This is a genomic window from Bacillus sp. A260, assembly GCF_009861435.1.
Lineage (GTDB): Bacteria > Bacillota > Bacilli > Bacillales > Bacillaceae_G > Bacillus_A > Bacillus_A cereus.
Window position 1 is genome coordinate 5,244,153 of sequence record NZ_CP046398.1, and the last position, 15,472, is coordinate 5,259,624.

Sequence of the window (15,472 nt, forward strand, 5' to 3'; positions counted from 1 at the left end):
GACTCAGGTAAAGTATTTTTACCTAGACCAACTTTTCAAATAGAAAGGAGGTAATGTTATGTCTTCATTTCAATTGCCAAAGCTTTCATATGACTATGATGAACTAGAGCCACATATTGATAGCAATACACTTTCCATTCATCATGGAAAGCACCATGCGACATACGTAAACAATTTAAATGCTACTTTAGAAAATTATACTGAATTACATAATAAATCTTTAGAAGAATTGCTATGTAATTTAGATACTTTACCGAAGGAAATTGTTACAGCTGTACGAAATAACGGTGGCGGTCACTATTGTCATAGTCTTTTTTGGGAAGTGATGAGCCCACGAGGTGGCGGTGAGCCTAATGGAGACGTTGCAAAAGTAATTGATTATTATTTCAATACCTTTGACAACTTAAAAGATCAACTTTCCAAAGCAGCTATTAGTCGTTTTGGAAGTGGCTATGGATGGCTTGTTCTTGACGGTGAGGAACTCTCTGTTATGAGTACACCAAATCAAGATACGCCTTTGCAAGAAGGGAAAATCCCCTTACTCGTAATTGATGTATGGGAACATGCTTATTATTTAAAGTATCAAAATAGGCGCCCAGAGTTTGTTACCAACTGGTGGCATACAGTAAACTGGGACCAAGTAAACGAGAAGTATTTACAAGCAATTCAATCACAAAAACATTAGTCGTACGTATAAGGTAAATTTGGTAATGTAAAATCAGTATTGTCGAAATCCTCCAGAATCCCCCGGATTGCCACCGGGGGATTTATGATTACTTCATTGTATTTATATAATGTTTTAAAACATTTTTCATTTCTAGTTTCAGCTCTCGGAACAAAAATCCGAATTCACGAGCCTTTCCATTATGTAATGTACAGTTAGTTACCTCATTATAAGGAGCTATATTTTCCCCAGCTTTCTGAATGAGTGCTTTTATTCCTGTCTTCTCTTCTATGAAATGAATAATTTCTTCCGTAGAAACTACCCCGTTACTACAGGCGTTAATTGGCCCTTTCACATTTTCCATTCCGCACCAAGCTAGAAACTCTCCTGCCTCTTTTTCATGTATAAATGACAAAGTTCCATCTACATGATCCACAACGATAGGTTTTTGGTTCACAATACATTCAACGTAAAATTGTAACCTTTTCGTATAATCGTTTTCTCCAATAACAACTGGAAAACGAACTGCAACAACTGGGAATGTTGCTTGTTGAAATACAACGGCTTCAGCTAATCTCTTTCCTTCACCATAATTGAAGTCATTCCTATCTCCATACGCGATTGCATAATCGTACGGATTAAAGTCTTCTTCTGATAAGCTTAGGGCAGGTTCATAGACGGCCATTGAAGATGTCATAACATATTTCTTCGTTTTCCCTCGTAACACTTCACATGTTATCTTCGCTGCATTCGAGCTATAGCATAAATTATCGTATACAATATCATAACTTTTTCCTTCTAGACACTTTTCTAGTAGCTTTCCATCTTCTCTATCAATAATTATTCTTTTTACTGCGCTACCAAAAGAATCTTCAGTAACTCCCCTCGTCGCAATCGTTACATCGTGCCCCTCTTGCAAAAGTGCTTCTACTAAATGTTTACCAAAAAATCTTGTTCCCCCTAGCACCAATACTTTTTTCAACTTCATCATCCCCATTTTAGCAAATTGTAAAATACTACCTCTCTATTATAAGTGCCAACATATAAAAAGCATGGAATTCGTTTAACGATTCCATGCTTTTCTACAGAAAATATATTAACGTACTCGATATTTATAAATACAATAACAGAAGTACAAAATAGAAATTACTGATACATAAACCCATAGTTCATATACAAATCCCTCTCCCCACACTCCCATAAAATAAAAGAGTGAAGGTAAAGTCAATGTTACCCATGATTGTACGAAGGCAATCCTTCCAAGATATTGATTAATGTTCTTCTTTTGTGTATTTAATACAAAGAATAAATACCAAAGTAATGCCCACATAAACCACGTTAACGCATTAACAACATCATGGAATTGAACAAATGAAACAACCATATAGAATAAGGCTATAATTGCTACCCAAATACAAAACCATCCTAGACCACTACTATCCATTCCTTTTATAAAAGTAACACCTACATATAAATAAGTTAATCCAAATAAGAAAGTAGCCGCATATGAATACACTGTCCAATTGCTTTGGTCAGAAATCATGATCAAATAAAACGGAATAATAATTTGTAGTGCACCCACAAATAAATTAAAAACACCCGCACTTTTCATCTCTGCTTTCCCTAATATAACAAGACTATTTAAAAATAAAGCTGCCCCTGAAAGTAATAATCCTACATAACCCATATATATTCGTGTGAAAATCTTTACCTTTCACACTTTTAACCTCCCCACACTATAAAGTGATACTTATATTATTTTTCTTCCCATTTAAAACTACATACATAATTTTTCATTCAAATAAGTCAGACCTCCTACCTCAAAAAGGAGCGAACTTAAAACGCTTTCAATAATAAATAATCCTATCAAAACATGAACTAGGATTCCTTGATTATAAACGGACTCTATCAATGATACAAGTGTTGGAATACTTTTCAATAATACGCTTTCAATTTCTATAAAAAATTAATAAAATAATACATTCCTCTATCTCATTCTACTACCTTCTAGCATAAGATATTGTAAAATCACATCATTTAAAACAGCGAACGTTCTTTTCTAGGTTCGCTAATAAAATTAATAAAAAATGACCTCTTGCTTTTATGCAAAGGTCATTTTTTTATATTCATCATTAAACTTTTAAATAGCCATTTTTATTATTTGATTGCCATTTCCAAGAATCTGCACACATTTCTTCTAATCCGCGTGTTGCCTCCCAGCCTAATTCACGCTTTGCTTTCGATGCATCAGCAAAACATACTGCTACATCACCTGGGCGACGCTCTGTAATTTTATAAGGAACTTTCTTACCCGAAACTTTTTCAAACGCTTCAACCATCTCTAGTACACTATAGCCCATACCTGTTCCCAGGTTATAAGCATCTACTCCCGTTGTACTCAGTACTTTCTCAAGCGCCTTTACGTGACCATTTGCTAAGTCCACAACATGGATGTAATCACGGACTCCTGTTCCATCTTTCGTTGGATAGTCATTTCCGAATACGCTTAATTCTTTTAACTTACCTACCGCTACTTGCGTTACATATGGCATTAAGTTATTTGGGATTCCATTTGGATCTTCTCCGATACGCCCACTTTCGTGTGCACCAAATGGATTGAAATAGCGAAGTAATGCGATACTCCATTCTGCATCTGCAAATGCTACATCACGCATAATTTGCTCAATCATTAATTTCGTTTGACCATATGGATTTGTTGCACTTAATGGAAACTCCTCCGTAATCGGTGACGTTTCCGGGATACCATATACAGTTGCAGATGAACTAAAGATTATCTTCTTTACATTATGTTTCTGCATTACTTCACATAGCACTAACGTGCTTGTAATGTTGTTATGATAATATGTTAATGGAATCGCTACTGACTCCCCTACAGCTTTAAATCCTGCAAAGTGAATAACTGCTTCAATTGCATTTTCTTCAAAAATTGCGTCAAGCGCTTCGCGATTTAAAACATCTTCTTTATAAAACTTAAATTGTTTTCCTGTTATTTCTTTCACTCGATTTATAGATTCTACCGAGCTATTCGAAAGATTATCCACTACTATAACTTCGTAACCGCTATTTAGTAATTCTACACATGTATGACTACCAATATATCCTGCTCCACCTGTTACAAGTATTGCCATAATTATAGTCCTCCATATTTCATTCATTATAAACTTCTCAAAGTATATCACATATTTCTTATCCTATGTTTAACATGCGAACACAGAAACTTACATTTTATCCCATAATAAATTTATAACATATACGATTCTAATCAGGTAATAAAAAAACGCCACATAATTTTTATTATGTGGCGTTTTTTTATTAAATTACATAACAATATACACTTAGAAAATGCGCAAGACTACCTAATAATACAAAAACATGAAAAATTTCATGATGCCCCATATATTTAAACTCTAACCATTTTGGCTTTGTTCCATAAATAAATCCACCAATTGTATAAAAAATGCCCCCAAGTACTAAGAAAATAATGCCTCCTGTACTTAAATTCTCAGCTAACGGTGCAAAGAATAACACAATTAACCAACCCATCGTAATATAAATTGCTGTCGATAACCATCTTGGACAATTAAACCAAAACATTTTAAATACAATGCCACAAATCGCAGTTGCATAGACTAAACAAAATAATAGTAAACCACTTGCTGAATTTAATGTAATTAAGCAAAAGGGTGCATATGTACCTGCAATTAATATAAAAATCATAGAATGATCTAGCTTCCTAAAGAAGTAAATAACACGTTCATTGGCCACAACACTATGATACACAGCTGACGCCGTATAAAGGACCATCATTCCAATACCAAACAAAATAACAGCTGTAATTGCAGCAAATGATGGCATCTTGATAGAAACTTTCACAAGCATAGCTAATAAGGCAATAAATGATAATATTGCTCCACCTAAGTGAGTAAATGCATTAACCGGTTCCCTTACATAAGCATTCATAATAACACCCCTCATATAATTACATGTAGTTTTGATAACTACATGTAATTATATACACATTTCTTTTTAAGGTCAACATTTACAATTCATTTGTTTCGTAATACCATATTTAAAGATATATTAAACATTAAGTTCCACTAAGTTATAAAAGTGAGGGATTCTACGTGGAAAATATAAATGAATTACTTGAGACATTGCATTTAGAAAAAAACATTAAACTTGAGGATATTCCAAATGTTGACTTATATGTAGATCAAGTTGTTCAACTATTTGAGAATACTTATGCAGATACAACGAGAACTGATGATGAAAAAGTATTAACTAAAACCATGATTAATAATTACGCAAAAGGAAAACTATTCATCCCCATCAAAAATAAAAAGTATTCAAAAGAGCATATGATTTTAATTAGCCTAATTTATCAATTAAAGGGAGCTCTCTCCATTAACGATATAAAAAGTTCATTAGAAACTATAAATGACTCCTTATTAAATGATGATTCATTCGAATTAAATACGTTATACAAAAATTATCTTGCTCTTACTGAAAGCAATGTCGAAAGCTTTAAACAAGACGTAAATAACCGTGTTACAGAAGTAAATGAGATTTCTTCCTTAGAAGATACAAAGCTAGAAAAATTTCTACTACTAACATCCTTCGTGACTATGAGTAATATGTATAGACGTTTAGCGGAGCAACTAGTGGATGATTTAAAAGAATCATAAATAAAAAACTATCCACCTATTAAAGTGGATAGTTTTTTATTTACTTAATTGCTTCATGAACTTTTAGTTGTTTCCCTTTAATCGTTGTAGTCTTCATGACTTTCAAGACGAGTGGTCCTTTTCCATTTAATATTTCAACATAAGAAACATTATCTTGTATCGTAATAATACCTATATCTTCTGCTGTAACACCTTTAATTTTAGCAATTGTACCGACGAAATCTACCGCCCTAATTTTCTTTTTCTTCCCGCCATTAAAGTACAGCTTCATAATGCCTTTGTTGATGTCTGCATTTTTATCTTTCTTTATAATTGGTTTAGCATGTATCTTTTCTTCAAATGCAGCTTTCTCTTTCATAACTTCTTCTTTTGAAGGTCCAATTGCCTTTGGAATTTCAAATCCAATATACTCCTCAATCTCTTCTAAAAATCTATTTTCATATGGTGTTATAAATGTAATAGCTTTTCCACTATTTCCAGCTCGTCCCGTTCTTCCAGTACGATGTACATAGCTTTCTTTTTCAAGTGGAATATCATAATTAATAACATGTGTAATATTATCAATATCAATTCCTCTCGCAGCTACATCTGTTGCTACTAAATAGCGGAATTTTCCTTTTCTAAAATCATCCATGACTTCAAAACGATCTTCTTGTACCATACCACCATGTATTTTGTCACAGGGATAGTTAGCTCGTTTTAATTGTCTATATACATGATCTACATTTTCTTGTGTACGGCAAAAAATAATACAGCTATCAGGATTCTCAATCGTTGTTACATCTTTAAGTAGTGAAAGCTTCTCGTCTTCTATCACCTCAAAAAGAGTATGTTCAATTTTATCCGTCGTAATCCCAGCCGCTTTAATTTCAATATGAGTTGGTGAATTCATATATGTACGAGACAATTTCTCAACATCTTCTGGAAGTGTTGCTGAAAATAACATCGTCATTCTTTTTGTAGGTAATTCATCAATAATTGCCTCTACTTGATCGATAAAGCCCATATTTAGCATCTCATCTGCTTCATCAATAACTAAATACTTCAAACACTCTAAAGAAAGGGTACCCTTCTCAATATGATCCAACACACGACCAGGAGTCCCAACTACAATATGTGTCTTTTGCTTTAATTCTAATTTTTGACGTGCAAATGGAGATTTCCCATAAACTGCCGCAGCCTTAATCCTTTTGAATCGACCTATATTTGTAATATCTTCTTTTACCTGTACCGCAAGCTCTCTCGTTGGTGTTAAAACTAATGCTTGTGGTTTATTCTCTTCCCACTCCACCATTTCACAAAGTGGAATACCAAATGAAGCTGTTTTTCCACTTCCAGTCTGGGACTTCACAACAAGATCCTTCTTTTGTAATGCAACTGGAATAACCTCACCTTGTACTTCTGTTGGATGATCATACCCTAACCCAGTAAGTGCCCTTACAATTTCCTTACTTAATTTATAATCAGAAAAACTTTTTTTACTCATATATTAACCTCATTTTATTCTGTATTATTTTCTTTTTTATCTTTTGTATACGTTACTATCACCCTACTTATTATACTTGAAACCTCACATAAAAGGTGAATCATGCCAGATTCATCTTTTTATATAGAAATAAACCTTTTCATTTCATATATTGTTCAACTACTTGATAACATCTTTTGCTCGTATTGTTAGCATTAACCTTTTTATAGTATCCTACATCCAATCAAAAAAATAAAAAGAATACATACAACCTTGTATAATTATCTTAATTTTTCAACCCTTCCCATAAACGAACAATAAAAACAAAAAAATGTTTTAAATTCGTTTTTAACGTTTTTTTTCAGATGTAAAATCTACTTTTTTAAAAAATGTTAAGAAATCCTTTGACTTCTTAATAAAAATAATGTAAATTATCCTATGGACGAACATTTTTGATTAATAAAAATAAAATATTCGTATTTTAGGGGTGTAAATGATGGAAAACGTATTTGACTATGAAGATATTCAATTAATTCCTGCAAAATGTATTGTAAATAGCCGCTCTGAATGTGATACAACTGTCACTTTAGGAAAACATAAATTTAAATTACCTGTCGTGCCTGCAAATATGCAAACGATTATTGATGAAAGAATTGCAACTTATTTAGCTGAGAACAACTACTTTTATATCATGCATCGTTTCCAACCAGAGAAACGAATCTCATTCATTAGAGATATGCAATCACGTGGATTAATCGCTTCTATCAGCGTTGGTGTAAAAGAGGACGAATATGAATTCGTACAACAATTAGCTGCTGAGCAACTTACACCTGAATATATCACGATTGATATCGCACACGGTCATTCTAATGCTGTGATCAACATGATTCAACATATTAAAAAACATTTACCAGAGAGCTTCGTTATCGCTGGAAACGTTGGAACTCCAGAAGCGGTAAGAGAATTAGAAAATGCTGGTGCCGATGCAACAAAAGTTGGTATTGGACCTGGTAAAGTTTGTATTACTAAAATTAAAACAGGCTTCGGAACTGGTGGTTGGCAGCTAGCTGCACTTCGCTGGTGTGCAAAAGCTGCAAGTAAGCCAATTATCGCTGATGGTGGTATTCGTACACACGGCGACGTAGCTAAATCTATTCGCTTTGGGGCAACTATGGTCATGATCGGTTCTCTATTTGCTGGTCACGAAGAGTCTCCAGGGGAAACAATTGAAAGAGATGGAAAACTTTATAAAGAATACTTCGGTTCTGCTTCTGAATTCCAAAAGGGTGAGAAGAAAAACGTTGAAGGTAAGAAAATGTTCGTTGAGCATAAAGGTTCTTTAGAAGATACGTTAATCGAAATGGAACAAGATCTTCAATCTTCTATCTCTTACGCTGGCGGAACAAAATTAGACGCTATTCGTACTGTAGATTATGTTGTCGTGAAAAACTCGATTTTCAATGGTGACAAAGTATATTAATTCTTAAATTAACTCGAAGGACAAGCATTTTCATGCTTGTCCTTCTTTTTTGTATATGAAAATGTAAAATATTTTAATTTAACTGAATTTTCTAGTATTATGTGTTTAGATAGTCTTAATAAGGGGGAGATACGACTTGAAAAATGTAATAGAAAATCGTCTTAATCGCGCAGAGGTACCCGCTGAACTAACATGGGATTTATCCGATTTGTATAATTCTGATGCCGAATGGCATACTGCATTAAACGCATTGGAAAATGATATACAGAAACTTGATTCATTTAAAGGGCATTTACATACTAGCTCCCACACTTTATTAAATTGCCTACTTTTAGAAGAAGAGCTTTTAATGACGTTAACAAAACTGTACTCATATGCAAATTTAAAAGAAGCTACTGATCGTACAAATCCAAGTATTCAAGCGAACTCTTCCAAAATTTCTGCTTTATGGACGAAAGTACATACTGCACTATCCTTTATTCATAATGAAATCCTCTCATTCGACGAAGGAACAATTGAAAGATGTTTAACTGAAGAAACAAAACTCGAACCTTTCCGTAAATCTTTACTAGAAATACTACAAAAAAGACAGCACACACTCTCTCCTGAAACAGAAGAAGCACTTGCTGCACTTGGCGAAGTTCATAGTTCTCCATACAAAATTTACGGCATGACTAAATTGGCCGATATGGATTTCACTTCTATACAAGACGAACAAGGAAACGAACTTCCTGTTTCATTCTCATTATTTGAAAGCAAATATGAATTTTCTCCAAGCACATATATACGTCGAAAAGCATATTCATCATTTGTTTCCACACTGAAACGATATAAAAATACAATTGCCACAACATATGCTACTGAAGTAAAAAAACAAGTAACACTTTCTCGTTTACGTAAATATGAATCCGTTACTCATATGCTATTAGAACCACAAAAGGTTCCACTTGAAATGTATAACAACCAACTTGATATTATTTATAAAGAACTAGCACCTCATATGCGCCGTTTTGCAGATTTAAAAAAGAGAGTATTAGGACTCGATCAAATGCTTTTCTGTGACTTACATGCACCTTTAGATCCCGAATTTAATCCGGCGATTACTTATGAAGAAGCAGGCACGCTCATTCAAGATTCTTTAAAAGTATTAGGCGATGAATATAGTTCCATAATCCAAAAAGGATTCAAAGAAAGATGGGTAGATCTTGCAGATAACGTAGGCAAATCAACAGGGGCATTTTGCTCAAGTCCATACGGCTCTCATCCCTATATTTTAATTACATGGCAAAATACGATGCGTGGATGCTTTACATTAGCACATGAATTTGGACATGCTGGTCATTTCTATTTAGCAAATAAAAACCAACGTATCATGAACGTACGCCCATCTATGTACTTTGTTGAAGCACCATCAACCATGAATGAATTACTATTAGCTCAGCATTTACTAGCGACTACTGACGATAAGAGAATGCGCAGATGGGTCATTCTACAACTACTTGGCACATATTATCACAACTTTGTTACTCATTTACTTGAGGGTGAATATCAACGTAGAGTATATGCTCTAGCAGAAAAAGGACAGGCCCTTACAGCTACAACTTTAACTGAAATTAAAACAAATGTCCTTTCGACATTCTGGGGAGATTCTGTAGAAATCGATGAAGGTGCGGGCTTAACTTGGATGCGTCAGCCTCATTATTATATGGGTCTATATGCTTATACATATTCCGCAGGCCTCACTGCATCCACTGCAGTAGCTCAAATGATTAAAGAGGAAGGACAACCTGCTATTGATCGCTGGTTAGATGTGCTTCGTGCTGGTGGTACAATGAAACCACTTGAACTAATGAAACATGCCGGAGTAGATATGTCAAAACCAGATGCAATCCGTAAAGCTGTTTCTTACGTTGGTTCATTAATTGATGAATTAGAGCATTCTTATCAAGAATAAAAAAATAAGCCCTCGCTTTAATGAGGGCTTATTTCATATTTACTTCCCAAAACGTTTGCGATATCCACATTTCCTGCAAAGTTCTTCAACCGCAACTCTTTTCGAAAATCCATCGACAATGTTTGTTGCCCTTTCACCTTCAATAATGTTAGAAAATGAATCATTATTAATATTCCCAAGGTTAATAATCCCTTCACCATCTAAACAACAAGGAATAACTGTTCCATTCGCTAAAATACCCGCTTGATTACGAAGTCCATGACAGAATCCTTTCCCATCATCCTCTTCCTCATGTAATGCTGGCCACTGGAATTCATAGTCTTGATTAATAAAGACACGTTCTGCAATTTTTATACCTTTTCCTGGTGTAAGCTTCTCTTCAATTTGATAAGCTAGATCAAATTCATTTTCAATTATAGATAATAACTCTCTATTTTTCTGGATTTCAGCATTTGTTTTATTATCCTGAGTTAAATTCCATAACCTTAACGATACAATTAAATCTGATTGACTTGTCGCTTCCCTAATGAAGGAAAGTATACTCCTTACATAGCCCTCTTTATCTTGCGAACCTGGATGTCCATCAAAACTATGCAGTGAAAAATTCATTTGTCTTAACGCAGGCTTATTTAACAGCCTATGTCTTCTCTTATTAATTAACGTTCCGTTCGTTGTAATATTAACTTTAAATCCTTTTTCATGACTTAAGTCTAATAGTTGATCTATTTTCGGATGGAGCAACGGCTCACCCTTCACGTGCAAATAAATGTAGTCTGTGTGAGGTTTAATTTGGTCTAATCTTTTAGCAAAATCCTCCACAGAAATGAATTGCTTCTGCCTTTCCGTCGGCGGACAAAAGCTACACGCAAGATTACATACACTCGTAATCTCCAAGTAAAACTTCTTAAACTTCTTCACCTTTAATTCCTCACTTCTCTAACTACTTATACTTTTTCCTCTTCATATTACAGCATATTTTTATGGAAATAGAAACATACTTATTTTAGGAAATCTACACACCATCTAATAATATTTAAAAGACCATCGGTAATTTTTGTCCAATGGTCTTTTTATCCTTTTATATACAAAGAATAAATTTATTTATGATACGGCTCATCGTAACTATTCTAAATAAGGTTATTTTTTATTATTTTCATAATTAAATTTAACAAAAAAGGTAGTGCCTTCCGATCCTGTTTGAATTTCTATTTTTGCATTATGGCGGGCAGCAATGGCATAACATACACCTAACCCCAATCCAGTTCCATTATCTTTGGTCGTGTAAAACGGCGTACCCAGTTTCTCTAATACTTCAGGCCTGATACCTTTTCCTTGATCCCGCACTGCAAGCACCACACAATTTTGACCTTCCTTGTAAGTGCTAATGGTTAGAACTTTCCCTGTATTCATCGCTTCTAAGCCATTACGATATAGATTCATTAATAATTGCCGTATCTCATTACGATTTAAAAGTAATTCTGGAATGTCATTTGTATCGACTTGAATATATTTATTTTGATTGTACGTATCAATCTTTATTAAAGGAATAATATCGCGGATAATTGAATTTAAATCTAACATCTGCAAATCCAATTTCCTTGTATTACCCATTGAGAGAAATTCAGTAATAATAGAATTGGCACGGTTAAGTTCTTCAATCATTAAATGAAAGTACTTATTATGTTTCTCATAGGTATTCTCTTCTTTTAATAACTGTAAAAATCCCAGTACTGTTGTCATTGGATTTCTAATTTCATGGCTGATACCTGCTGCCATTTGCCCTATTAAATCTATATTGGATAATCTTTTCAATTCCTGTTCATATTTCTTTTTTTCCGTTATGTTTTTAAAAATACAACAAATACCATCATCATATGGGTATGCAATAACTTCGTGCCAATATTCATCTGCAGTAGAAAGAAATTCGAAATGAACTGTAGTTCGCTCTGACATCGCACGATGAAATTCCTTATACATAACTGTTTCAATTTCACTCGGGAAAACATTCCATATATTCTTTCCTAATACATCTTTTGCTGTTTTTCTTTTCGGAAAATATTGGTGCTTATTTACGTACGTAAATTCCCATTTATTATTTAAAATAAAAAATCCATCCGTAATACATTCAATCACACTTGTAACTTTTTCATTAGCAGCAGCTAGCTCTCTCGTTCGCTCTTCCACTATGCTCTCTAGTTGATCCATATACAACAAATTCGAAAACGTAGGGGCTGTGGCATCAACGATAGATTTTGCTAGTTGAAGTTGGGAATCATCATAATTGTGAGCTTTTCCTTCTTTGCCAACGATGATTACCCCTAATACTTCTCCCATTGAAACCAATGGAATCATCAATAGACCCTTACTATCTATATTTTTTGTTTGAATAACCTCTTGGATCTTGGCTTCATAGCTTTTCTCTGTCCAATCCGCTTCTGTCCAATGACAGTCCTTACTTAATTTCGTTGTTTTAATTGTTGTTTTGTCTAGCGGATCTAGAAGATGAGCAGTCATATTTTTACTCTCTAAAATCTGTTCTAGGTAAAAAAAGCATTTATCAAAACTCTCCTGTATCGAGGAACACATCGATAAATCACGTGTAACATTTAGTAACAGTTGTTTCTCAGCAATAAGGTTTTCCTTTTGTTTTAAATTATTTGCGTTTTGAATTGCAACCGCAGCCATATTTACATAAGCTTCAACACTTTGAATTTCTGAATCTGTTAAGTTCATCGGAATTCCATAATCAAATAAAAAAACCAGACCAAATAACTCTTGCCCAAATGAGATAGGCAGAGCTAATAAGGACTTAATTTTGAATGCATTAACCGGTCTCGGATCTGGTCGATGATCCTTTGAGGTATCAGGAATATAGATGGTTCTTTTCGTTTCAATAACTTCTTTTGCCAGTAAGTCTATTTCAGGATCAATTACTTGAGTATCGAGCGTTACACCATTTATAGTCTCTGGTTTTCCTGCAAACCCTCTAAATGTTCCATCTTCCTGGGGTAAATAAATTCCAACAGCGTCGCACCTAACAATCTCCTCTGATATCGCCATTGTCACACGCTGCAATACGTCACGTAGTTCTAATTTCGTATTTATTATTTTTGTTATATTCGCGAGCCTAGAATATCTCGTCTGATCACTTACCATTCACATAGCCTCCAGTTATAGGCATAATAAAATAAATATGATAATATCAGTGTTTTATATAGAATACATTACTTATGATACGGTTCCCCACGATTAATCCGAAACGCTCTATACACTTGCTCAAGCAACACTAATCGCATTAATTGGTGTGGTAATGTCATCTTTGAAAAAGAAAGTGATTCATTTGAACGCTTCATCACTTCTGAGCTTAGTCCAAGTGATCCACCAATTACAAATGCGACTTTACTCTTTCCGTATGTAGCAAGGCGATCTAGACTTATCGCGAATTCTTCTGATGACTTTTGCTTTCCTTCTATAGCTAATGCAATCACATGTGTGTCATCAGAAATTTTATCCAGTATACGTATACCTTCTTTTTCCTTTACAATTAACATTTCTGCTTCACTTAAATTTTCTGGCGCCTTTTCATCAGGCAATTCAATTACTTCTACTTTTGCGTATGCAGATAATCGTTTTAAGTATTCTGCTATACCTTGTTTCAAATATTTTTCTTTTAATTTCCCAATTGAAATAATCGAGATATTCACACGTATCCTCCACCTTACAAACATGTTATCCACAAAACTTATCCACATATCCACAAATACTACCCACATATTGTGTGAGAATCTGTGTTCGATACAACATATGTCGCCTCATTTTGACAAAATTCACATGTTTTTTTCTCTTTTTCCGAGTTATCCACATTGTTGATAACTGGCGCAACTTCACACTCATCCACAATAATATCTAACGCTAATTCAACATGCTCTAAACAACAAGGTAAATTCATTTTCTTCACCTCACTTTTCTACAATAGAAAACAGGAGGTAGGCCCTCCTGTTTTTAATACTTTTGAATGCCTAATTTCACTGTTGTTGTTACTCTTTTTGTGCCACGATAAAACGTAAGAGTCATTTTATCATTAATTTCCTTATCATATAAGGCCGTACGGAATCCAATAATATCGCGAATCGGTTTTCCATCTACCGCCACAATAACATCATGTTCTCTTAAACCAGCATCCGCACCTGGCGAAGGACTTTTCACATCCAAAATACAAACTCCCTCTGTTACAGTACCTGGTAAATGTAATGTTTTTGACCAATAATAGTTTGGAATTTCATTTAATGACCTAAGTTCAATCCCAACATATGGTCTTCTTACTTTTCCATACTTCTCAAGTTCATTCATAATCGGAACAGCTCTAGTCACCGGAATAGCAAGGCCGATTCCTTCTACTTCTTTTGCAGCAATTTTCATTGAATTAATACCAATTAATTGTCCTGCTGCATTTACAAGCGCACCGCCACTATTCCCCGGATTAATCGCTGCATCTGTTTGTAACACTTCTACTTGCCAATCATAATGTCCATCTTGATCTAAATCTACAGGGACAATACGTTCATTAGCTGAAATAATACCTTGTGTAACTGTTCCAGAAAATTGCAGTCCAAGCGGGTTTCCAATCGCAATAACTGGCTCTCCTCTGCGAACAGTATTAGAATCGCCAATTTCAATTATTTTTTTCACATGCTTTGCATCTATTTCTAATACAGCTAAGTCTGTGACTACATCGGTTCCTAATACTTTTCCAGGAACCTTCTTACCGTCACTTAGACTTACTTCAATACGATTCGCTCCAGCTACAACATGATTATTCGTTACAATATAAGCTTGACCATCTGTCTTTTTATAAATTACTCCTGATCCTGTACCGGCCTCTGAATCTGCCTCTGAAAAGTTATCTCGTTGAATGTTAATAACACCCACAACAGCTTCAGATGCACGATCAACAGCATCTACAAAGCTAATCTGTTTAATCCCTTGAGTTTCGGCCATATTACTTCCGCTTGCTTCAGCTTGCGGAAGCGTATCAGCAGAATTTGAAAATAAAGGCGCTCCAAACGCGAATAAAGAAGCTCCTACAATTGTTCCCGCTATACTAGAAAGAACTATACCTTTGTGCTTCTTTTTTCCTGCACGTTTCATACGATAATTTTCTTCATCAATAAAGGACATATTTGTTCACCTATCTTCCTGAAAA

General features: G+C 34.4%; 14 protein-coding genes. 4 read left to right on the top strand and 10 right to left on the bottom strand.

Annotated features, from left to right (window positions below; translation table 11 throughout):
• Positions 1-58 precede the first annotated feature (58 nt).
• Positions 59-685, top strand: a complete 627-nt coding sequence (gene sodA / locus GD442_RS26580) for a superoxide dismutase [Mn] (RefSeq protein ID WP_000094042.1) — start codon at positions 59-61, stop codon at positions 683-685.
• An 88-nt stretch (positions 686-773) separates the two neighbouring features.
• On the opposite strand, the gene GD442_RS26585 is transcribed toward sodA, so the two are convergent.
• The 4 genes from GD442_RS26585 to trhA all read right to left on the bottom strand — a co-directional run bounded on the left by GD442_RS26585 (position 774) and on the right by trhA (position 4,645).
• Positions 774-1,661 carry an NAD-dependent epimerase/dehydratase family protein gene (locus tag GD442_RS26585; protein ID WP_002195968.1) on the bottom strand — a complete coding sequence of 296 codons (888 nt, stop codon included), beginning with the start codon at positions 1,659-1,661 and terminating at the stop codon, positions 774-776.
• A 99-nt stretch (positions 1,662-1,760) separates the two neighbouring features.
• On the bottom strand, positions 1,761-2,351 hold the full coding sequence (locus GD442_RS26590) for an AmiS/UreI family transporter (protein ID WP_000542569.1): 591 nt from the start codon (positions 2,349-2,351) through the stop codon (positions 1,761-1,763).
• 445 nt (positions 2,352-2,796) lie between these two features.
• Entirely contained in the window at positions 2,797-3,813 is a 1,017-nt protein-coding gene (gene galE, locus GD442_RS26595; RefSeq protein WP_000996541.1) for a UDP-glucose 4-epimerase GalE, read from the bottom strand.
• Between the two features lie 184 nt (positions 3,814-3,997).
• Complete coding sequence (gene trhA / locus GD442_RS26600; protein ID WP_000995363.1) at positions 3,998-4,645, bottom strand: PAQR family membrane homeostasis protein TrhA; 648 nt, start codon at positions 4,643-4,645, stop codon at positions 3,998-4,000.
• Positions 4,646-4,809: 164 nt separating this feature from the next.
• Here trhA and GD442_RS26605 point away from each other — a divergent pair, with 164 nt between their 5' ends.
• On the top strand, positions 4,810-5,370 hold the full coding sequence (locus GD442_RS26605) for a DUF1836 domain-containing protein (protein WP_000427879.1): 561 nt from the start codon (positions 4,810-4,812) through the stop codon (positions 5,368-5,370).
• 40 nt (positions 5,371-5,410) lie between these two features.
• Here the strand turns inward: GD442_RS26605 and dbpA are convergent, their stop codons facing one another.
• Positions 5,411-6,856, bottom strand: coding sequence for an ATP-dependent RNA helicase DbpA (dbpA, locus tag GD442_RS26610; RefSeq protein ID WP_000039350.1), 1,446 nt, complete (start codon positions 6,854-6,856; stop codon positions 5,411-5,413).
• A 475-nt stretch (positions 6,857-7,331) separates the two neighbouring features.
• On the opposite strand from dbpA, the gene guaC reads away from it, so the two are divergent.
• Complete coding sequence (gene guaC / locus GD442_RS26615; RefSeq protein WP_000432447.1) at positions 7,332-8,315, top strand: GMP reductase; 984 nt, start codon at positions 7,332-7,334, stop codon at positions 8,313-8,315.
• A 136-nt stretch (positions 8,316-8,451) separates the two neighbouring features.
• The gene (pepF, locus tag GD442_RS26620; protein WP_000800003.1) at positions 8,452-10,269 is read left to right on the top strand and encodes an oligoendopeptidase F; all 1,818 of its coding nucleotides are present in this window, start codon (positions 8,452-8,454) and stop codon (positions 10,267-10,269) included.
• Between the two features lie 39 nt (positions 10,270-10,308).
• Here the strand turns inward: pepF and GD442_RS26625 are convergent, their stop codons facing one another.
• The 5 genes from GD442_RS26625 to GD442_RS26645 all read right to left on the bottom strand — a co-directional run bounded on the left by GD442_RS26625 (position 10,309) and on the right by GD442_RS26645 (position 15,447).
• On the bottom strand, positions 10,309-11,187 hold the full coding sequence (locus GD442_RS26625) for a radical SAM/SPASM domain-containing protein (RefSeq protein ID WP_000713630.1): 879 nt from the start codon (positions 11,185-11,187) through the stop codon (positions 10,309-10,311).
• Positions 11,188-11,406: 219 nt separating this feature from the next.
• Positions 11,407-13,425 carry a GAF domain-containing sensor histidine kinase gene (locus tag GD442_RS26630; protein WP_047792071.1) on the bottom strand — a complete coding sequence of 673 codons (2,019 nt, stop codon included), beginning with the start codon at positions 13,423-13,425 and terminating at the stop codon, positions 11,407-11,409.
• 68 nt (positions 13,426-13,493) lie between these two features.
• Positions 13,494-13,973 (bottom strand): 23S rRNA (pseudouridine(1915)-N(3))-methyltransferase RlmH, encoded by a 480-nt coding sequence (rlmH, locus tag GD442_RS26635; RefSeq protein WP_001027000.1) that lies wholly within the window; start codon positions 13,971-13,973, stop codon positions 13,494-13,496.
• Between the two features lie 59 nt (positions 13,974-14,032).
• Positions 14,033-14,218 carry a CxxH/CxxC protein gene (locus tag GD442_RS26640; protein WP_001052827.1) on the bottom strand — a complete coding sequence of 62 codons (186 nt, stop codon included), beginning with the start codon at positions 14,216-14,218 and terminating at the stop codon, positions 14,033-14,035.
• A gap of 53 nt (positions 14,219-14,271) precedes the next feature.
• Positions 14,272-15,447: a S1C family serine protease gene (locus GD442_RS26645; RefSeq protein WP_000008033.1), complete on the bottom strand. Its 1,176-nt coding sequence runs from the start codon at positions 15,445-15,447 to the stop codon at positions 14,272-14,274.
• Positions 15,448-15,472: the final 25 nt, after the last annotated feature.